This window comes from Pseudomonas sp. TH06, assembly GCF_016651305.1.
GTDB lineage: Bacteria > Pseudomonadota > Gammaproteobacteria > Pseudomonadales > Pseudomonadaceae > Aquipseudomonas.
The window spans coordinates 4883399-4903622 of the sequence record NZ_JAEKEC010000001.1; the positions used below are offsets into that span (position 1 = coordinate 4883399).

General features: G+C 60.1%; 14 protein-coding genes. 13 read left to right on the top strand and 1 reads right to left on the bottom strand.

From position 1 onward, the window contains the following. Position 1: 1 nt before the first annotated feature. The 3 genes from JFT86_RS21745 to JFT86_RS21755 are packed head-to-tail and all read left to right on the top strand — an operon-like array spanning position 2 to position 4683. Positions 2-2404 carry an aldehyde dehydrogenase family protein gene (locus tag JFT86_RS21745; RefSeq protein WP_201233490.1) on the top strand — a complete coding sequence of 801 codons (2403 nt, stop codon included), beginning with the start codon at positions 2-4 and terminating at the stop codon, positions 2402-2404. 46 nt (positions 2405-2450) lie between these two features. Then, entirely contained in the window at positions 2451-3761 is a 1311-nt protein-coding gene (locus JFT86_RS21750) for a phenylacetate--CoA ligase family protein (RefSeq protein WP_201233491.1), read from the top strand. Then, a complete protein-coding gene (locus JFT86_RS21755; RefSeq protein WP_201238270.1) occupies positions 3739-4683 on the top strand; it encodes a GNAT family N-acetyltransferase in 945 nt (314 codons plus the stop codon). Before JFT86_RS21750 ends, JFT86_RS21755 begins: the two co-directional genes overlap by 23 nt. 58 nt (positions 4684-4741) lie before the next feature. Here the strand turns inward: JFT86_RS21755 and JFT86_RS21760 are convergent, their stop codons facing one another. Next, positions 4742-5269, bottom strand: a complete 528-nt coding sequence (locus JFT86_RS21760; RefSeq protein WP_201238271.1) for a hypothetical protein — start codon at positions 5267-5269, stop codon at positions 4742-4744. A gap of 382 nt (positions 5270-5651) precedes the next feature. On the opposite strand from JFT86_RS21760, the gene JFT86_RS21765 reads away from it, so the two are divergent. The 10 genes from JFT86_RS21765 to JFT86_RS21810 all read left to right on the top strand — a co-directional run bounded on the left by JFT86_RS21765 (position 5652) and on the right by JFT86_RS21810 (position 20153). After that, the gene (locus JFT86_RS21765; RefSeq protein ID WP_201238272.1) at positions 5652-7643 is read left to right on the top strand and encodes a methyl-accepting chemotaxis protein; all 1992 of its coding nucleotides are present in this window, start codon (positions 5652-5654) and stop codon (positions 7641-7643) included. Between the two features lie 324 nt (positions 7644-7967). Further along, positions 7968-8414 (top strand): DUF411 domain-containing protein, encoded by a 447-nt coding sequence (locus tag JFT86_RS21770; RefSeq protein ID WP_201238273.1) that lies wholly within the window; start codon positions 7968-7970, stop codon positions 8412-8414. Beyond that, positions 8414-8848 carry a YqaA family protein gene (locus JFT86_RS21775; protein WP_201238274.1) on the top strand — a complete coding sequence of 145 codons (435 nt, stop codon included), beginning with the start codon at positions 8414-8416 and terminating at the stop codon, positions 8846-8848. The genes JFT86_RS21770 and JFT86_RS21775 overlap by 1 nt, the downstream gene beginning before the upstream one ends. Before the next feature lie 88 nt (positions 8849-8936). Next, positions 8937-9977, top strand: coding sequence for an alpha/beta hydrolase (locus tag JFT86_RS21780; RefSeq protein WP_201238275.1), 1041 nt, complete (start codon positions 8937-8939; stop codon positions 9975-9977). Between the two features lie 13 nt (positions 9978-9990). After that, a complete protein-coding gene (locus JFT86_RS21785; RefSeq protein ID WP_201238276.1) occupies positions 9991-10944 on the top strand; it encodes a D-2-hydroxyacid dehydrogenase family protein in 954 nt (317 codons plus the stop codon). A 605-nt stretch (positions 10945-11549) separates the two neighbouring features. After that, positions 11550-13136 (top strand): glycogen synthase GlgA, encoded by a 1587-nt coding sequence (gene glgA / locus JFT86_RS21790; protein WP_201238277.1) that lies wholly within the window; start codon positions 11550-11552, stop codon positions 13134-13136. Between the two features lie 17 nt (positions 13137-13153). Next, positions 13154-14956, top strand: coding sequence for a malto-oligosyltrehalose trehalohydrolase (treZ, locus tag JFT86_RS21795; RefSeq protein WP_201238278.1), 1803 nt, complete (start codon positions 13154-13156; stop codon positions 14954-14956). Next, positions 14953-17031 carry a 4-alpha-glucanotransferase gene (gene malQ, locus JFT86_RS21800; RefSeq protein WP_201238279.1) on the top strand — a complete coding sequence of 693 codons (2079 nt, stop codon included), beginning with the start codon at positions 14953-14955 and terminating at the stop codon, positions 17029-17031. The genes treZ and malQ overlap by 4 nt, the downstream gene beginning before the upstream one ends. Further along, positions 17028-19796 carry a malto-oligosyltrehalose synthase gene (locus JFT86_RS21805; RefSeq protein WP_201238280.1) on the top strand — a complete coding sequence of 923 codons (2769 nt, stop codon included), beginning with the start codon at positions 17028-17030 and terminating at the stop codon, positions 19794-19796. Before malQ ends, JFT86_RS21805 begins: the two co-directional genes overlap by 4 nt. 27 nt (positions 19797-19823) lie before the next feature. Next, positions 19824-20153, top strand: coding sequence for a DUF2934 domain-containing protein (locus JFT86_RS21810; protein WP_201238281.1), 330 nt, complete (start codon positions 19824-19826; stop codon positions 20151-20153). Positions 20154-20224 lie beyond the last annotated feature (71 nt).

Consider the following 20224-nt stretch of genomic DNA (forward strand, 5'->3'; position numbering starts at 1 on the left):
CATGTACTTGATCAACGGACAGCAACACCACGCCTATAACTTCGACAGTGCACTTGAAAGCCTTGAGGCGGACCTGGCGCAACACCTGAGTACGCCGCTGCACAGCGAAACCGTGATCAACGCCGCCCTGCACTTTGCGCAATACCTGCGCAGCGCGGACACCACGCTGCCGCTCGATACAGAGCAACGACAGGCTTTGATCGACTTCTGCGATCCGCAGGCGTTACGGCGCAAATTGCAGCGCGAACTCGGCGCACAACCCGGCTCATTGCGGCGCTTTGATTATCGCCAGGCCCGCTTCGAATGCTGGAGCCCGCTTGGGCTGGTGGTCCACATCACGCCGGCCAACGCGCCGTTGCTGGCCTTCTGCGCGGTGCTGGAAAGCCTGCTGGCCGGCAACGTCAACTGGTTGCGACCCAGCAGCAGCGATCAGGGTCTGACCGCAGGCCTGCTTGGCGCTCTGCTGCAATGCGACCCGAGCGCTCAACTCGCAGGTTACGTCGCCGTATTGCCGGTCAGCACGGCGCAAATCGCACGCCTGTGCAAACGGGCCAACGGCGTCGCAGCCTGGGGCGGTGAAGCGGCCCTGCAAGCCATTCGCCAACAGATCCCGGCCGGCTGCCGCTGGATCGATTGGGGCCACCGCATCAGTTTCGTTTACCTGACGCCCGATGCCGCCACCCCACAAGCCCTGGATGCCGTGGCGGATGAAGTCTGTCGGCTGGATCAGCAAGCCTGTTCCAGTCCGCAATGGCTGCTGGTCGACAGTGACGACCCCGAGATCCTGCACGACATCGGCGAACGGCTGACGGCCGCCTTCGAACGTCGCGCAAGACAATGGCCAGCGCTGCTGCCCACGGCGCAAGAAGCCTCGCAAATCACCACGCATGCGCAAATGGCGCGGCTGGCGCAGAGTTTCGCTGAGCAAACCGGGCACGTCTGGAGCGCACCGGGCTGGCGAGTCATCTGGGCGCACAATCGTCAACTGACGCCTTCGCCGCTGTTTCGCAGCGTGCTGATGTATCCGGTGCCGCGCGCCCTGATCACCGACACGCTGTTGCCATGGCGCAATGTCCTGCAGAGCTGCGCGCTGCTGTGCGGCGCAGCGCAAACCGGCGAGCTGGCACGTACGCTGATCGGTGCGGGCGTCACGCGAATCGCCCCGATCAGCAGCATTCATGACGGCTATGACGGTGAGCCACATGACGGCGTCTACGCCCTGCAACGACTGAGCCGTCGCGTGTCCGTCAGCTTGCCCGCCGACGTTTTGCCGAACCACGCCACCCTTGATTGCCCGCCATTGTCCGCGTCGCTGTCCGGGCTGCCGATCATGGACAAAACAGCCTTTGTCACCCAGCAACTCAACGCTAGCGCGCAGCTGTACTTTCGCTCCGGAGGCAGCAGCGGCACACCAGCGTTATCGGCTTACAGCTATGACGATTTCGACCGGCAAATGCGCGCGACGGCTGACGGCTTGTTCGCTGCCGGCCTCGACCCGGCCCGGGATCGAGTGATGAACCTGTTCTTCTGCGGCGGTTTGTACGGTGGCTTCCTCAGTTTTGCCAAAGTCCTCGAGTTGCTGGACATCACGCACCTGCCGATGGGCGCCCCGACCGATGACGATTACCGCGAAATCGCCGAATTGATCGTCAGTCAACGCGTGACCACATTGATTGGCATGCCGAGCACCGTGCATCGGCTGTTCCTCAACGAACGGCAACGGTTGCAGGCCTATGGCGGGATCGACAAGGTTTTTCTCGGCGGCGAACACCTCAGCGCAAACAGTCGCGAGCTGCTGCACAGCTGTGGCGTGTCGAACATCCGCTCGGCCATTTACGGCAGTGTCGACGCCGGCCCACTCGGTCATGCCTGCCAGGCTACCAGCGATGGCGTTTTCCATTTGATGAGTGACACCCAGCACCTGGAAATTGTCGCCCTCGACGCCGATGAACCCGTCACGGGTAATCAAATCGGCCGCTTGCTGTTTACGTCTATCGCACGGGAGGCACAAAACGTTCGGCGTTATGAGGTTGGCGACACGGGACGCTGGATTTCCGGCCCCTGCGCCTGCGGACTCCTCTCGCCGCGCTTCGAACTGCTGCAACGCCACGGCAAGCTGATACGCATCGGCACCGACTTCATTTCATTGAGCGAACTGGCAGAACACCTGCAGGTGCCGTTTCAGTTGCTGCTCGAGCATGCCCCCGATGGCCTGGAACGCATGAGTCTGCGAAGCGAGCTGGAAGCGGCCGACGCACAGTTGCGGTTGTCCCGTTACCCGACACTGACCACGGTGATCGAAACCGGACTGTTACACCTGGAAGTTGAAGTCTGTGCCGTCGAGCACTTCACCCGAAACAGACACAGCGGCAAGACGCCGATCCTGATTGATTCACGCACTTGATACGTGCGGCGAGTTCAACCAGACCACGATAAAAATGGTGAACATTGTGAAAACTTCCGAACAACTGAACGAGTTGATCAACTTCGCTCGTCAACATTCGCCGTATTACCACGAACACTTAGTTGACGTTTCGAAAAAAATTACCGCATTGACTGAACTGCCGCTGATTGAACCTGCTGAATATTGGCAAAACAGTCAGACGTTAAACAAATGGCCAGTTTTGACCGGTGCTGTGGCACAGGCATTGGTATTTAAAACCGGCGGTTCAACCAGCGCTGGAAAACTTTCTGTATATACGCAAGATGAATGGCGTTCATTGGTCGGTGAATTCGGCAAAAGTCTGAATTGGCAATTCCAGCCCGGTGACCGAGTCGCCAATCTATTTTTTGCCGGTGACCTGTATGCCAGCTTCCTGTTCGTCCACGACGCACTGGCCCATGTTGCCGTAGAGATTACCGAGTTCCCCTTTACCGGCAATGTCGACTCCGCTGTTCTGGCGCAATCCATCGTGCAGCATGGGATCAATGTGCTGGCGGGCCTGCCTGCACATCTGTTGACGTTCGCGGCCTGGCTCAAACGTCAGGAGCAGACGCTGCCTGTGGTCGACAGCCTGCTTTACGGCGGTGAAAGCCTGTTCGACTCGCAGCGCCAGTTACTCGAACTGGCGTTCCCCAACGCGCGCATTGCCTCCATCGGCTATGCCAGTGTCGATGCCGGTTTCATCGGTAGCAGTCAGCGCGACTGCGCCGAAGGCGAGCATCGAATGCATGCCGAACACATCCTGGTGGAAATCATCGACGAACATTCCGGCGCAGTGATCGATGCCTGTGACCACACCGGTTTGCTGGTGATCACCAGTCTGCATCGTCGGTTGATGCCGTTGATTCGCTACCCGGTGGGCGACCGCGCCTGCTGGCGAGAACCCGTCGGCAGCGCCCGGCGCAAGTTCGCACTCAAGGGCCGCAGTGCTGGCAGCCAACGGGTTCGGCTGGGGATTTTGTCGCTGATGCCGGAGGAAATCGGCGTGTTGATCCAGCACACCGCCAACAGTGACGACTGGCAACTGCTGATCGAACAGGACGGGAACAAGGATGTGTTGAGCCTGAAATGGGTGCCAAGCGCGCGATCCGCCGCCGTGGGCGATGTCAACCGGGACCTGGAGGCGGGACTGATTGAACAGTACCCGTTGATCACGCAATTACAGGCGGATCACCAGCTAAACCTGCTAGTCGAGTGCTGCACCCATGAAGATCTGCCACGCCACGCCCGCTCGGGCAAATGCTTGCGTGTGCTGGATTTGCGCTGCTATGAACACCGTCACAAGGAGGTGCCCTATGAAAGCGCTGATTCTGCGTAACTACCGTGACAGCGATGCCACGGCCGTCAGCCAACTGTTTCGTAAGGTGTACGGCGACCTTTATGTGCAGCCCCATGTGTATCTGCCACACATGATCAGCCAGAACCACGCCGACAAGCGTTGGCACTCGCTGGTTGCCGTGGTCGGTGAGGACATTTGCGGGCACGCCACGCTGTTCCGCGAAACAAACGCGCGCACGGCCGAACTGGCTTTGAGCGTGGTTCACCCGAATACCCGAGGACAAAACGTTGCTACCCGTCTGAGCCAGCATTTGTTGACCCATGCACAGGCATTGGGCTGTCAGAGCGTATTGATCAAACAGGTCACCCACCATCCGTACACGCAGCGGATGGCAATCAACCTCGACTTTCATAACACCGGATTACTGCCGGACTACGTCCCTTCGCCGTTCGGCAGCGCGGTGCCGGAATCGATAGTCCTGGGCTGTTATGCCGTCGACGGCCGCCAGCGCCCCTTGCCTCGGCAGATCTGGCCTGCCGCTTACCGGGATTTCATGCAGCAGTTATGTCGGGTGTTCGGCACAAAGAAGCAGACATTTCGTTGGCATGGCGCGGCCATTCAGCTGGAAAAACACGCTGATCGTTATGACATGCGGCTGAAAAAGCTGCGGACCGGGCTGCTCAAAGAACTAAGCGAACTACCTCGGCAATGGCTGATTTCACTTCGCCTGCGACTGTCGCGGCACTTTGCCTGGGACCTGAACAGGCTGAACGCCATTGGCTTTATCTTTACCGGGCTGGCGCCTATGGAAGATCAAGGGGGGGGATGGCTGGCGCTGTTTCACCGAGGGTTTCAGCTACGCGAGATGACGTTAACCTGCCCGTACATGCAGCAACTGCATGATCAGGCCCAACAGGAGCTCGCCACTCACTTGAGCGAGACGCCGTCACCGCGCGATTGAACGCGGTGCCGTCATTCGACAACGGCCCGCTCAATGTCAAGCGGGCCACATCAATGTCTCAAGCCTTGGCTTTGACGCCTTGGTCGACCGGTTTCACCACGTTGCCTTCACCATACGTCTTGAGGTTCTGCAGGACGTAGATGGCTTTTTTGTACTCTGGGATCAGAGCTTTGCCGTAAGCGTTGCCATTGAGGCCATTGTTCTGGATCGCATCAAGCTGAGTCGCGAAATATTCCAGTGCGTTGAATTTGACATCAATGTCTTTGGTCACGCCGAAACGGTCAAACTTGTCGCCGGCATTCATCAACGTGAAAGACGTGATCTCGGAGATCAGCCCGCGGCTACGCAGCATGTTGGCGAGGTTGCCCATCTGCTTGACCGAAACATTGGCAGGATCGAAGCCCTTGATGTTCTTGCGCAGGCCTTGCTTGTCCATTTCGGCGGTATTGATGGCGTTGGGATCATTACCGACCATGGTGAGCATCTGCTGCACCTTGATACTTTGCGCCACCTGCTTCTTCGCGCCGGTGTTGCGCACCATGACGCCAGCCTTGCTCTCCCAACCGCCGACTATGCCGATCGTCATGAGAAAACTCCCTGTGCAATTAACATGAAATGTCCTTGTTGAACCATTCGAATGCCGGGGAGTATCTACCGGCTAACTGATAGCACCAACCCTTTTGGTGCGCTTTTTTACAATTCTTGTACATTCTCGATACAAACCGGCAAACGCCTATAAACACTGGCCTGCACGACCGTGATGGAAATCCTTTCAATAGACCTTTTGCTCTAACCAACGACTCCGAGAAGCTGCCTGTATCAGATTCGATACTGACCGGTCATCGCCACAGGGCTTTTTAGTACGTCTGTACCTAAAGCTTCTCGGCGCGGCGACGATACGTTAGAGACACCCGCACTGTTTTATCCCCCCGCCCCTAATAAGAATCGCAGCTCAAGGACCGGTTTCCATGCCCGCATTCCGCACTATTCAGGCTCGCTACACGCTGTTTCTGGTTCTGTTCATTCTGCTGCTGTCGGTACTGACCGTGGCGGGTATCAGCCAACTGGTCGCGCCCAAACTGCGGCATACCGAAGAACAGGTGGTGCTCAACCGCATCGCGGAAGTCGCCGAACAGATTCAAGGCGAACTGAACAAGGTCCAGGCCCAACAACGCAGCATCACCCAGACCATTCCGTTGCTCGACAGCGCAGCCATCGACACGGTGTTGCCGGGGCTGGTGGATCAGTACGGCGAGTTGAAAGTGTTTGGCGGCGGTATCTGGCCTTTGCCGGGTCAGCGTGAAGCCGGACGCAACAAGTTCAGCACCTTCTGGCACCGGGATGCCTCGGGCAAACTGGCGGTGAACACGTTCTGGAACAGCGACGCGGCACCCAACTATTACGACCAGAGCTGGTACAAGGGCGGCATGGCCACGCCTCGCGGTCAGTGCGCCTGGGCGGCGGCCTATAAAGACGATGCCAGTGCCGAGCCGCGCACCAACTGCGCCATGGCCATCCAGAAAAACGGCAACGCCTGGGGCGTATCGACTATTGACGTGACCCTGGGCTTTTTCAATGACCTGGTGGCCCGCAAGGAAAAAGACCTCAATGCCGAAATGCTGATCGTCGAGGCCGACGGCAAGATCATCAGCAACAGTTCGCGCATCAGCGGTCCGATCGTGCTGAAGAACATCAGTGAACTGACCGCCAGCTCGACCTTCGCCAGCCAGGTCAAGGCCGGCCTGCAAAACCGCGATCAGGCGCAGCGCGTCGAGTTCGACAACAACGGGCAAGACAGCACTTTCTTCATGCGCCCGATCGAAGGCACACCGTGGTTCCTCGCCACCGCCCTGCCAACCCAAATGCTCACCGCCCAGCGTGACGACGTGCTCAGCACCCTGAGCCTGTTGCAGATTCCGCTGGTGATCCTGTTGGTGCTGTGGCAGGTCTATGCGATTCGCCAGTTGGTGCAACGCATGAAGGCGCTGAAAGCCAACATCGATTTGCTGTCCAGCGGCGATGCCGACCTGACTCGACGCATCACCATCCGCGCCGAAGACGAACTCGGCGCCATCGGCCACTCGGTCAACACCTTTATCGCCTACCTGCAAAACATGATCGGCGAAGTCACCCAGGCCACCGGCGCGATGGCGTCGAGCCTCGACAACCTGCAACGCACGTCGACGCACACCAGTCAGATTCTCTTGCGTCACGCCTCGGAAACCGATCAGACCGTCACCGCCATCACCGAGATGAGCTCGACCGCCGAAAGCGTGGCGCAAAACGCTGCTGAAACCGCAGCGTTCACCCAGCGCGCCAACGAAAACGCCGACCGTTCGCGAGTGGTCGTCGGCGAGGCAACCAACAGCGTGGTGGCGCTGATCGACGAAGTGGCCAGCGCCACCCATAAAGTTGAAAACATGCAACAGGACGCCCAGCGCATCACCGAGATTCTCGGCGTGATCGGCGCGATTGCCGGCCAGACCAATCTGCTGGCCCTCAACGCCGCCATTGAAGCGGCCCGCGCCGGGGAACAGGGCCGAGGTTTTGCTGTGGTCGCAGACGAAGTCCGCGCCCTCGCCGCCCGCACACAAGCCAGCACCTCGGAAATCAACGAGATGCTGACGCGCCTGACGCAAGGCGTGAGCTCGTCGGTCAGCGCCATGGAAAACACCCAGGCCAGCTGTCAGTCGGCCGCCGACGCCACCGCACGGGTCAACTCCGGGCTGGATGAAATGGCCGGCTCGGTCAGCCACATCAACAGCCTCAGCACGCAGATCGCCACCGCCGCCGAACAGCAAAGTGTGGTGACCGAAGAAATCAACCGCAGCATGGTGCAGATTCGCCATATGGTTGATGAACTGGTGCAGAGCGGTCAGGCCAGCGAGCTCAACACGCGGCAGTTGCTGGAAGCCAATGGCCGGGTGAGCGCGATCATGGGGCGCTTCAAGGTCAGTTGATTGATGCAGTTTTTTTTGCCAATCAGATAACCCCTGTGGGAGCTGGCTTGCCAGCGATGGGGCCCGGTCAGACACATCGTCATTGACTGACCTGCCGCCATCGCGGGCAAGCCCGCTCCCACAAGGTCCCACGGCGTTCACGCAATCGTCATTCGTGGCCGCCTGACAGATTTGTCATCTAGCCCTCATCTGCCTGTCAGCCGTGATCTACGATCATCCTGCCGGTCTGTCTTGTATCAACTGGAAACACTCCGTTGATGCCGGGCAGGAAAATCCAGTCAAAATGTGTTCTTTTTTGACCGCCATCCGAGTCGAGAACCTGTCATGCAAACCTCTCTGCGTCTGCTCGCCCTGAGCGCCCTGTTCCTCTCCTCCCTGGCCCAGGCCGCTGACCTGATCCCTATTGAAGTGCATCGCGACGCCAACTGCGGCTGCTGCAAAAAATGGATCAGCCACCTGGAAGCCAACGGTTTCAAGGTCGAAGATCACGTCGAAAGCGACATGAGCAGCTTCAAGCAACAACATGGCGTGCCACCACGCCTGGCTTCGTGCCACACCGCGATCATCAACGGCAAATTCGTCGAAGGCCATGTGCCGGCGGAACAAGTGCTGGCCCTGAGCAAGCGCGACGATCTGCTCGGTGTTGCCGCACCGGGCATGCCGATGGGCTCGCCGGGCATGGAAGTGGACGGCATGAGCGATGCCTATCAAGTGATCGGCCTGAAAAAGGATGGCGTTGATGTGGTGGTGGCGGACTACCCGGCCCATTGATGAGCGCCGCTTACATTGGATTGTTCTTTGCCGCCTTTGGCGCGGCGACACTGTTGCCGTTGCAATCCGAGGCGTTGCTGGTCGGATTGATTGTCAGCGAGCGTTACTGGCTCTGGGGTTTGCTGGCGGTGGCGACCGTGGGCAATGTGCTCGGCTCGCTGGTCAACTGGTGGCTGGGCCGTGGGCTGGAACGTTTTCAGAATCGGCGCTGGTTTCCGGTCAGCGCCAGACACATGGCCACGGCGCGCCGACACTATGAGCGTTATGGGCATTGGTCGCTGTTGCTCAGTTGGCTGCCGGTCATCGGTGATCCGCTGACGCTGATTGCCGGCGTCATGCGCGAGCCGCTCGGGCGCTTTCTGTTGATCGTCACACTGGCCAAAGGTGCACGTTATGCCGTGCTGGCCATGCTGACGCTGGGTTGGCTTGGGTGAACGATCAGGCGCGGAGACTGCCTGTGTTTTAACGTCGTCATAATCCGCTCATTCCAGCATCGGCCGATCTCAAATGGAGTTTGACCTTATGTCTGTCACGATTTCCCGCTGGCTTCCCAGTCTGTTCCTCACCGCCGCCCTGCCGTTGTTTGCTCATGCTGCCGCCACTCCGGTCGAAGGTCCTGCATACGGCCCGGAGCTACAAGGTTTCGACTACCCTTACACACTCAAGCATTTCGCCTTTCAATCCCAAGGCAAGTCCCTGCAAATGGGCTACATGGATGTCGCCGCCCACGGTAAGGCCAACGGTCGCACGGTAGTGCTGATGCACGGCAAGCTCTTCTGCGCCGCCACTTGGGATAGTTCGATCAAGACCCTGAGCGAAGCGGGTTACCGGGTTATCGCACCGGATCAGATCGGCTTCTGCACCTCCAGCAAACCGGACAATTATCAGTACAGCTTCCAGCAACTGGCGACCAACACCCAGCAATTGCTCAAGGCACTGGGTATTCAGAAAGCCACCCTTTTAGGTCACTCCACCGGTGGCATGCTCGCCACGCGCTACGCCCTGATGTTCCCGGAGCAGGTCGAGGAACTGGCGCTGGTCAACCCTATCGGGCTAGAAGACTGGAAAGCTCTCGGCGTGCCCTACCGCACTGTGGATCAATGGTATGAGCGTGAGCTGAAGGTCAGCGCCCAAGGCATTCGTGAGTACCAGCGCACCAACTTCTATGATGGCCGCTGGAAACCCGAGTTCGACCGCTGGGTCGACATGCTCGCAGGTCTGAGCAAAGGCCCGGGTAAAACCCAAGTGGCCTGGAACTCGGCGCTGATCTACGACATGATTTTCACCCAACCGGTGTACTACGAGTTCAAGGACCTGAAGATGCCGACTCTGCTGTTGATCGGCACTACCGACACCACAGCCATTGGCAAAGACATTGCGTCACCTGAAGTGAAAGCGAAGATGGGGCACTATGACGTGCTCGGCAAACAAGTAGCCAAACTGATCCCGCAATCCACACTGGTGGAATTTTCCCGCTTGGGCCACGCGCCGCAAATGGAAGAACCGACGCAGTTTCATCAGGCGTTGCTCGGCTGGCTGAACAAGAACAATCCCGTTCGTTGATGAGGAGAAGCTGATGGCGGTGCAGATTGCAGTGATCGATGACTGGCAGGATGTGGCCCGCGACGTGGTTGATTGGGCGCAACTCGGCGGCGTTGGGGAAGTGACTTTCGAGCACGATTACCCGGCAGACAACGCCACCCTGGCCGAACGCCTTGGCAAGTACCAGGTGATCTGCGTGATGCGCGAACGCACGCGGTTCGACGCAGACCTGCTCAAGCGCCTGCCCAACCTCAAGCTGCTGGTCACCGGAGGCATGCGCAACGCCGCACTCGACATGCCGGCTGCGGCGGCGCTGGGCATCAAGGTCTGCGGCACCGACAGCTACAAACATGCAGCCCCGGAATTGACCTGGGCGCTGATCATGGCCGCAACGCGCAACCTGGTGAACGAAGCCAACTCATTGCGTGCAGGTAGCTGGCAACAGGGACTGGGTGGCGATCTGCATGGCAAGACGTTGGGTATTCTCGGGCTGGGCAGCATCGGCCAGCGGGTGGCGCAGTTCGGACAGGTGTTCGGCATGCGCGTCATTGCCTGGAGTGAAAACCTCACGGCCGAACGCGCTGAACACGTCGGCGTGACCCTCGTCAGCAAGCAGCAATTGTTCGAGCAGGCCGACGTGCTGTCGGTGCATCTGGTGCTCAGCGACCGCAGTCGCGGGCTGGTCGATACGCAGGCGCTGGACTGGATGAAACCGACGGCACTGCTGGTCAACACCGCCCGTGGGCCGATTGTCGATGAAACAGCACTGATCAAGGCGCTGCAAAAACAGCGCATTGCCGGGGCGGCGCTGGATGTGTTCGATCAGGAGCCTTTACCGGCACTGCACCCGTTTCGCACACTGGACAATGTGCTAGCGACGCCCCACGTCGGGTATGTCAGTCGACAGAACTATGAGCAGTTCTTTTCGCAGATGATCGAGGATATTCAAGCCTGGTCGGCCGGCAATACGCTTCGCCAGCTGAACTGAAATTCGCACTCGCTCACTGAACTGCCCCCTGTAGGAGCTGCGGCACGCTGCGATCTTTTGATCTTGTTTTTAAAGATCAAGATCAAAAGATCGCAGCCTGCGGCAGCTCCTACAAATGGCCAATGACGTCAGCCATTCAACAAACTGTTCGCACCACAACAGTGCGACCGCCCTCCCCGCTAGCACGAAATTGTGACTGATCAGTCACCGTTTTGATCCGCGCCCTCAAAAAAATCTGCACTTCGTCGGTGCGTTTACTCTCTTGCAACGCGAATTCCGCAGCCCGCCAACCGATTGTCGAACAATTTACCCATTTGCTCTGGCCCGCTCTAGGATCTGGCCTAGACTGACTTTCGCGGGGCAAAACCGGCCGGTCACAAACTGGAAAAATTATCGAAACTTTTGCTGATCCCGGCGGGTCATCTGAAAGGCAGGGCCAAAGTGACTGGTGCAATCCTTGCAATGGCCTCTTCACCCATTCTGCTTGCGCGTGTTGGGTAGCATTTGCTCACCGATGCGTGGCGCGTTTGCGCCCGGCCACAGGACGTGGTCATGGACAGGGTTTGTTCAAGACAAGAATCAGATCAACGACACGGGAGATTCATATGATCAGTGCGGCATTGGATATACAGGGAGAACGTGCTCAGCAGTCAGTTGGCGAAGCGAGCACCGTCAGCGTTCCCGGCAGCCGATCGATCAACATCCCCGGCACCAAGACGCTGACTCCGGTAGCGAGCCAGAATCCCAACAAGAAAAAAGTATTGTTCGTCACCTCGGAAATCGCCGATCTGGTGAAGACCGGCGGCCTCGGTGACGTTTCCGCCGCCCTGCCCCGTGCCATGGCGCATCTGCACGATGTACGCGTGTTGATCCCCGGTTATCCGCAAGTGATGCACAGCGAAAACCCTATTCATATCATTGGCGAACTGGGCGGCCATGCAGCGCTGCCGCCGTGCAAGATCGGGCGCATGGACATGCCGGACGGGCTGGTGATTTATGTACTGATCTGTCCCGAACTCTACGAGCGTGAAGGCTCACCCTACGGCGCCAACAATGGTCGTGACTGGCCGGACAACCACATTCGCTTTGCCCGTCTGGGCCTGGCCGCCGCTGATATCGCCGCCAACCTCGCGCAAATCCACTGGTGCCCGGATCTGGTGCACGCCCACGATTGGCCCGCCGGGCTGGCGCCCGCTTATATGCACTGGCGCGGGCAACGCACACCAACCTTGTTCACCATTCACAACCTCGCCTATCAAGGCGTGACCAGCCTTGGCTCCTGCCCGGAGCTGGGGATTCCGACCCATGCCTTGCAACAGGAAGGCATGGAGTTCTACGGCAAGATGTCGTTCCTCAAGGCCGGCATGGCGTATTCGAGCCATATCACCACGGTCAGCGCGACCTATGCGCAGGAAATCACCACCCCGGACTTCGGCTGCGGCCTCGACGGCTTTCTTGCCGCCAAGACCCAGCAAGGCTTGCTCAGCGGCATCCCCAACGGCATCGATGAGAGCTGGGACGCAGCGACCGATCCACATCTGTTCGCGCCGTTCCACATCGGCGACTGGGAAGGCAAAGCGGTCAACGCCGCTCACGTTCGCGAGCTGTTTGGTCTGCACGATTCCGAAGGCCCATTGTTCGCCGTGGTATCTCGCCTCGTTTACCAGAAAGGTCTGGATCTGACCGAAGCGGTCTCCGAGTACATCGTGCAGAACGGCGGCCAGATCGCGATCATCGGCCGTGGCGAGCCGGAAGAAGAGCAAGCCATGCGTGAACTGGCGCTGCGCTTTCCCGGCCAGATTGGCGTACGCATCGGCTTCAACGAAACCGACGCCCGCCGCATGTTTGCCGGCAGCGACTTCCTGTTGATGCCTTCGCGCTACGAACCGTGCGGTTTGAGCCAGATGTACGCCCAGCGTTTCGGCTCGTTGCCGGTGGCGCGCAATACCGGCGGTCTGGCCGACACCATCGAAAACGGCGTGACCGGTTTCCTCTTCGATCAATCCACCGTCGAGAGCTACCGCGAAGCCCTGAGCCGCGCCTTCAAGGTCTTTGCGTTCCCCGAGCTGCTCAACGCCATGCGTTGCCGGGCCATGGCGGCGCCGTTCAACTGGTGCAAAGCCGTCGAACCGTACGCCGAACTTTATGAACAACTGGTCGCCAAGGCGCTGGGTAAAGCCCACCACAAGTAATCAGGGAGTTTTCCACGATGCCGTTACGGACCCAAGAAAACTGGCCCCACGGCGCGATCATGCTGGACGCCGAACACACACAATTTGCGCTATGGGCACCCGACGCGTTTTACGTCAGTGTCGAACTGGAAGACGGGCAGTCGCTGCCCATGCTGCCGCAAGCCGATGGCTGGTTCCTGATCAAGACCCGCTGTCCGGCAGGCACGCGTTACCGCTACAACATCGATGGCGAACTGGATGTGCCGGATCCGGCCTCCCGCGCCCAGGACGGCGACCTCGACCGCCAGAGCGTGGTGGTCGATCCGCTGGCCTATCAATGGCAGCACAGTGCCTGGCACGGCAGACCATGGAACGAAGCGGTCATCTATGAATTGCATGTCGGGACGCTGGGCGGTTTTGCGGCTGTCGAGCAGCATCTGGCACGGCTGGTAGCGCTGGGCATCACCGCGATTGAACTGATGCCGATCGCGCAATTTCCCGGCGAGCGCAACTGGGGTTACGACGGCGTCTTGCACTACGCCCCGCAAGCCTCGTACGGCACCCCGGAACAACTCAAGCATTTGATCGACACCGCCCACGGCCATGGTCTGGCGGTGATTCTTGACGTGGTCTACAACCACTTCGGCCCCGACGGCAATTACCTCGGTCGCTACGCCAAAGGGTTTTTCCGCGAGGACAAACACACGCCGTGGGGCGCCGGAATCGATTTTCGGCGTCGTGAAGTCCGCGATTTCTTCATTGAAAACGCGTTGATGTGGCTGCTCGAGTATCGCTTCGACGGCTTGCGCCTGGATGCCGTGCACGCCATCGAAGACCCGCATTTCCTGCGTGAACTGGCGCAGCGCATTCGCCAACAGATTGATCCGGGGCGTCATGTCTGGCTGACCGTCGAGAATGAGCTCAACCAGTCAAGCTTGCTGGAAGAAGATTACGACGCGCAGTGGAACGACGACGGCCATAACGCCCTGCATGTATTGCTGACCGGTGAAACCGACGCCTATTACGCCGACTACGCACTGCAACCCACCCAACAGTTGGTCCGCTGCCTGAGCCAGGGTTTCGTCTTTCAGGGGCATATCACCCGCCACGGCGAACCCCGGGGCGAACCGAGCGAACATCTGCCGTCGACCGCGTTCGTACTGTTTCTGCAAAACCACGATCAGATCGGCAACCGGGCTTTCGGTGAGCGCCTGCATCAACTGGCCGATCCCCGCGCCTTGCAAGCGGCGACGGTGCTGTTGCTGCTATCGCCGATGATCCCGCTGATGTTCATGGGCGACGAGTTTGCCGCCGAACAGCCGTTTCTATTTTTCACCAGCCATCACGGTGAGCTTGCAGAGTTGGTGCGTGAAGGTCGGCGCAACGAATTCGCCGGGTTCAGCGCCTTCGCCGATCCGCACAAACGCGAGCAGATCCCGGATCCCAACGACCCACAAACCTTCCAGGCCTCGCGCCCGCAACTGCTCGGCAACGGCACGGCGAAGCAACAGGAAACCCTCGCGCTGTACCGGCAACTGCTGCAATTGCGCCATCGATACATCATTCCCAATCTTTCCGGCACGCAGGCGCTGGGCGCGCAGATGCTTGGCCATGCCGCCGTCAGCGCACGCTGGCGACTGGGTGATGGCAGCGAGCTGCGAATCGACCTGAACCTCAGCGATACGGCGGTGGTCAACCCTCCACGGACCGACGCGGTGTGGCAGTTCCAACAGCCAGCCGCTGTCGAACCGTCGGATGAGGGCCTGCTGCCCCCGTATTGCGCGCTCGTCAGCCTCACAGCCGCAACCCCTCTGCAACCTCTGAATGGAGAGCGCCTATGAGCGATGCGCAACTGGAAATTCTTGCCAGCCGAGCCGGCCTTGCGGTCGACTGGATCGACGCCAACGGCCGCCCGCAAAAAGTCGCCCCGGCGGTATTGCGCAATGTCCTCACCGGGCTCGGCCACCCCGCCAGCACCGCCCAGGAAATCGACGCCAGCCTGCTTGAGCTGCAACAAGTCCAGCAAGACCGTCACCTGCCGCCGCTGTTGACCAGCGATGTCGGCGTCGGCGTCGATCTGGCGCGTTATTTCGAGCCGGGTACTCCTTGTGAAATCCACCTCGAAGACGGTTCACGGCTGAACCTCAAGCTCGATGCCGACGCCGTGCTGCCCGGTCTGATCCCGGTCGGGTATCAGCAAGTACATATAGCCGATCAGTACTTCACCTTGGCGGTGGCGCCAGAGCGTTGCTTCAGCGTCGGCGATGCGGTCGACAATCCTATCCCGCGGGTCTGGGGTCTGAGCGTGCAGTTGTATGGTCTGCGTCGGCCCGGCGATGGCGGTTTTGGCGACACCCAGGCCTTGGAAGAACTGGCTCGCGTGGCCGGTGAGCGCGGCGCCGATGCGCTGGCGATCAGTCCGTTGCACGCAATGTTCAGCGCCGACACCGGACGGTACAGCCCTTATTCGCCGTCCAGCCGTTTATTTCTCAATTCGCTGTACGCCGCACCGGGCGCGATTCTTGGTGAACGCGCCCTGCGCGATGCCATCGAGGTGACCGGTCTGGCGGAGCAATTTGCCCAACTGGAAGACCTCAAACTCATCGACTGGCCCGCCGCCGCCGACGCCAAGCAAAAGCTCCTGCAAGCCTTGTACGACGGCTTCGTCGCGGGCGAGCATCCGTTGCATCCCGACTTCGCCAGTTTCCGTCACGCCGGTGGCGAAGCACTGGAGAACCATTGCCGCTTCGAAGCCATTCAAGAGATGCGTGCCGCCCGCGGCGAAAGCCTCGACTGGCGCGAATGGCCCGAGCAGTGGCATGACCCACGCGGCGCTGCCCTTGAAGCGTTTGCCGAAGAATACGCCGAACGCATCGGCTACTTCGCCTTTTGCCAGTGGCTGATCCACCGTTGCCTGGAGCGTGCGCAAACCACCGCCCGCAGCGCTGGCATGGGCATCGGCCTGATTGCTGACCTCGCGGTCGGTGCCGATGGCGCCGGCAGTCAGGCCTGGAGTTTCCAGGACGAACTGCTCGCCTCGCTGACCGTCGGCGCACCGCCGGATATTCTCAATCGCTCGGGCCAAGGCTGGGGCATTTCCGCGTTTTCGCCGGAAGGCCTGATCCGCAATGGCTTTCGTGCATTCATCGAAATGCTCCGCGCCAACTTCGCCCACGCCGGCGGCCTGCGCATCGACCATGTGATGGGCCTGCAACGTTTGTGGGTGATTCCCAACGGCGCGGTGCCCGCCGACGGTGCGTATCTGTATTACCCGGTCGATGACCTGCTGCGCCTGCTGACTCTGGAGTCCCATCGTCACCAGGCCATCGTCCTCGGTGAAGACCTCGGCACTGTGCCCGACGGTCTCCAGGAAAAACTCATCGCCCGCTCCATGCTCGGCATGCGAGTCCTGTTGTTCGAGCAGGACAACACCCGTTTCAAGCCGATTCTCGACTGGCCGGACAATGCTCTGGCAACCACCAGCACTCACGACTTGCCGACGCTCAACGGCTGGTGGCATGGCCGCGACATCGACTGGAATGCACGCTTGGGTTTTGTCGATGCCAACGGTGAAATCGAATGGCGACGCCACCGTCAGCGTGAACGCGAAGGTCTGCGCGGCGCCTTGAGTCAGGACCCGCAAAACTTCCGCGAAGAGTCCCACGAGGCCGATCAAGTGGTCGACGCCAGCGTGCGCTTCCTTGGCCATACCCGCGCACCACTGGTGTTGCTGCCACTGGAGGATGCGCTGGGCATCGTCGAGCAAGCGAATCTGCCGGGCACCATCGATACGCACCCGAACTGGTCGCGGCGCTTGCCCGGCAGCAGTGAAGCGCTGCTCGACGGTGCGGATGCTGCGCGCCGTCTCGAGTTACTGGCGTGTGCACGCCTGCAGGCTGCCGAGCGTGACCAATGAATCAATCGCTCATCCAACCGTTGCGCGCCACCCTGCGTCTGCAATTTCATAAAGGTTTCACCCTCGAACACGCGGTGCCACTGGTGCCGTACTTTGCCCGGCTCGGCATCAGCCACATTTACGCCTCGCCATTGCTCGCCGCGCGCGCCGGTTCGATGCACGGCTACGACGTGGTCGACCCGACGCAAGTCAACCCGGAACTCGGTGGCGAAGCGGCGCTGCGGCGCCTGGTCAGCACTCTGCGCGAACACGGCATGGGCCTGATTCTCGACATCGTCTCCAACCACATGGCGGTCGGCGGCAGCGACAATCCGTGGTGGCTCGACCTGCTGGAATGGGGACGCTTGAGTCCCTACGGCGAGTTTTTCGACATTCAATGGCATTCGCCGGACCCGTTGATGGAAGGCCAGTTGCTGCTGCCGTTCCTTGGCAGTGATTACGGCGTGGCGTTGCAGGAAGGCACGCTGAAACTGCATTTCAATGCACAGCGCGGCAGCTTTCATGTCGAGCATTACGACCATCACTTCCCGATCTGTCCGAACGATTACGGTGAACTACTCAAGGCCGACGATGCATTGAAGTCATTGGCCGATCGTTTCAGTGCGCTCAGCTACCAGAGCGATGCCCATTCGCTGGCCGACCCGTTGAAAGAAGAGCTGCGGCAACTGGCAAGCGAGCCGTCGATTCGCGAGGCCATCCAGCGCAATCTCGCGACCTACGATTCCACCACCGAAGAAGGTTTCCACAAGCTTCATCAATTACTCGAACGGCAGAGTTACCGCCTCGCCAGTTGGCGCACTGCAGCCGACGACATCAACTGGCGGCGTTTCTTCGATATCAACGAACTCGGTGGACTGCGCGTTGAGCGCCCGGCGGTGTTCGAAGCGACCCACGGCAAAATCTTCCAGTTGATCGCCGAAGGCCTGGTCGACGGCTTGCGCATTGACCACATCGATGGCCTCGCCGATCCACGCGGGTATTGTCGAAAACTGCGCCGCCGGGTCGATCTGCTTGCGCCGGGGCGGCATCTGCCGATCTACATCGAGAAGATCCTCGGCGCCGGCGAAACGCCGCGCCGCGACTGGGCAGTGGACGGCACCACCGGTTACGAGTTCATGAATCAGCTGTCGCTGCTGCAACACGATCCGGCCGGCGAATACGTGCTCGGTGACTTGTGGCAGCGGCGCACCGAACGGCCCGCCGCGTTTATCGAGGAAGCGCGACTGGCGCGTCAGCAGATCCTCAACGGTTCGCTGGCCAGCGATTGCGAATCTGTCGCGCAAGCCTTGCTGCAAGTGGCCCGTGACGACCTGATGACCCGCGACCTGACCCTCGGTGCGATCCGCCGTGCGTTGCAGGCGTTGATCGTGCATTTCCCGGTGTATCGCACATACATCAGCGCGATGGGCCGTTCGGCGCAGGACGAAGGATTTTTCCAGCAGGCCATGGACGGTGCGCGACAGACCCTCGGCGAAGGCGACTGGCCGGTGCTCGACTGTCTGGCAGCCTGGCTGGGTGGCACGCCGTGGCGACACAAGCCCCGTGGCCGTTCGCGGAAAATCCTCAAACATGCGTGCGTGCGTTTCCAGCAACTGACGTCGCCGGCCGCCGCCAAAGCCGTGGAAGACACCGCGCTGTATCGCTCCGCCGTGCTGCTGTCGCGCAATGACGTCGGCTACAACACCGAGCAGTTCAGTGCGCCGCTCAGCGACTTCCACGCGGTCAACCAGCAACGCCTCGAAGCGTTCCCGGACAACCTGCTGGCCACCGCCACCCACGACCACAAACGCGGCGAAGACACCCGCGCCCGTCTGGCCGTGCTCAGCGAGCGCAGCCACTGGTACGCCGAGCAGATCGAACTGTGGCGCGCCCTCGCCCGGCCGGTGCGCAGTGACGAGCAGATGCCGTCAACCGGCGACGAGCTGATTTTGTATCAGGCCCTGATCGGCAGTTGGCCGCTGGACTTGCGCGATGACGATCACAGCGGCTTTAGCGATTACGCCGAGCGGATCTGGCAGTGGCAACAGAAAGCCCTGCGCGAAGCCAAGCTACAAAGCAGTTGGAGCGCGCCGAACGACGCCTACGAAAACGCCACACAAGCATTCACGCAACGACTGCTGACCGGTGAGGAAGGTGAACTGCTGCGCGCCGCACTGAGCAAGACCGTCAACAGCATCGCCGCTGCCGGCGCGCTGAATGGTTTGGCGCAAACCTTGCTGCGGATGACGGTGCCGGGGGTGCCGGATCTGTATCAGGGCAATGAATTCTGGGATTTCAGCCTGGTCGATCCGGACAACCGCCGGCCGGTGGATTACGCCGCTCGCGAGCAGACCTTGCAGGCATCCGTGCCTGTCGAGGAATTTCTGACGAACTGGCGTGACGGGCGCATCAAGCAAGCCTTGATCGCCGAGGTGCTGAACCTGCGCGCCGAGCACGCAGAACTGTTTCGTCGTGGCGCGTATCAGGCCCTCGAGGTACTGGGCAGCCAGGCGCATAACGTGCTCGCGTTTGCCCGTGAACTCGAGGGCAAGTACGCCATCGTGATCGTGCCGGTCCGTTGCGCCACCCTGCTGGAAAACAGTGCCAGGCCTCAGGTGGATGCGCTGCGTTGGGGCGATACTCGAGTGGTTTTACCGTTCGCCGCCTCCGACACAAACTTGAAGGGACTTTTTTCAAGCCACGCAGTCACAAAAAACAGGGAGCTGAATATCAGCGACGCGCTGGGGGATGTCCCGGTCAATCTCTTTATCCAACACTTAACGTAAGCATCAGTTCAGTTCAGGAGCATTGCGATGAGCACCGACGATAAACGCATCCGCGAATTCGCCTATCAGATCTGGGAGTCAGAGGGTAAACCCGAAGGCGAGGAATCACGCCACTGGGAGATGGCGCGCAAACTGGCCGAGGCCGAAGCCCTGGCACCGAAAAAATCGCCGAAAGCGGCGGGCAGCAAAACCGCTGGCAAGACTGCCACCGGCAAAGTGCTGGATGGCCAAGGCGCGGCGGCAAAGCCCAAGCCTGCGGCCAAAGCAAAACCCTCCAGCGCCGCCAAAGTCGTTCCGCCGGGCGAAAAACCGGCCGAGAAAAAGCCCCGGGCGCCGCGCAAGCCTTCGGCGACCTGACGCTAACCGATTTATTGAACTGAACAACTGTGTGGCGGGTTCGCTCGCCACCGAGGGCCAACTCTTCCTGA

Coding starts and splice junctions, on each gene's coding strand:
- JFT86_RS21745 (WP_201233490.1), top strand. CDS start 2: ATGTACTTGATCAACGGACAGCAACACCACGCCTATAACTTCGACAGT.
- JFT86_RS21755 (WP_201238270.1), top strand. CDS start 3,739: ATGAAAGCGCTGATTCTGCGTAACTACCGTGACAGCGATGCCACGGCC.
- JFT86_RS21760 (WP_201238271.1), bottom strand. CDS start 5,269: ATGACGATCGGCATAGTCGGCGGTTGGGAGAGCAAGGCTGGCGTCATG.
- JFT86_RS21765 (WP_201238272.1), top strand. CDS start 5,652: ATGCCCGCATTCCGCACTATTCAGGCTCGCTACACGCTGTTTCTGGTT.
- JFT86_RS21770 (WP_201238273.1), top strand. CDS start 7,968: ATGCAAACCTCTCTGCGTCTGCTCGCCCTGAGCGCCCTGTTCCTCTCC.
- JFT86_RS21775 (WP_201238274.1), top strand. CDS start 8,414: ATGAGCGCCGCTTACATTGGATTGTTCTTTGCCGCCTTTGGCGCGGCG.
- JFT86_RS21780 (WP_201238275.1), top strand. CDS start 8,937: ATGTCTGTCACGATTTCCCGCTGGCTTCCCAGTCTGTTCCTCACCGCC.
- JFT86_RS21785 (WP_201238276.1), top strand. CDS start 9,991: ATGGCGGTGCAGATTGCAGTGATCGATGACTGGCAGGATGTGGCCCGC.
- glgA (WP_201238277.1), top strand. CDS start 11,550: ATGATCAGTGCGGCATTGGATATACAGGGAGAACGTGCTCAGCAGTCA.
- treZ (WP_201238278.1), top strand. CDS start 13,154: ATGCCGTTACGGACCCAAGAAAACTGGCCCCACGGCGCGATCATGCTG.
- malQ (WP_201238279.1), top strand. CDS start 14,953: ATGAGCGATGCGCAACTGGAAATTCTTGCCAGCCGAGCCGGCCTTGCG.
- JFT86_RS21805 (WP_201238280.1), top strand. CDS start 17,028: ATGAATCAATCGCTCATCCAACCGTTGCGCGCCACCCTGCGTCTGCAA.
- JFT86_RS21810 (WP_201238281.1), top strand. CDS start 19,824: ATGAGCACCGACGATAAACGCATCCGCGAATTCGCCTATCAGATCTGG.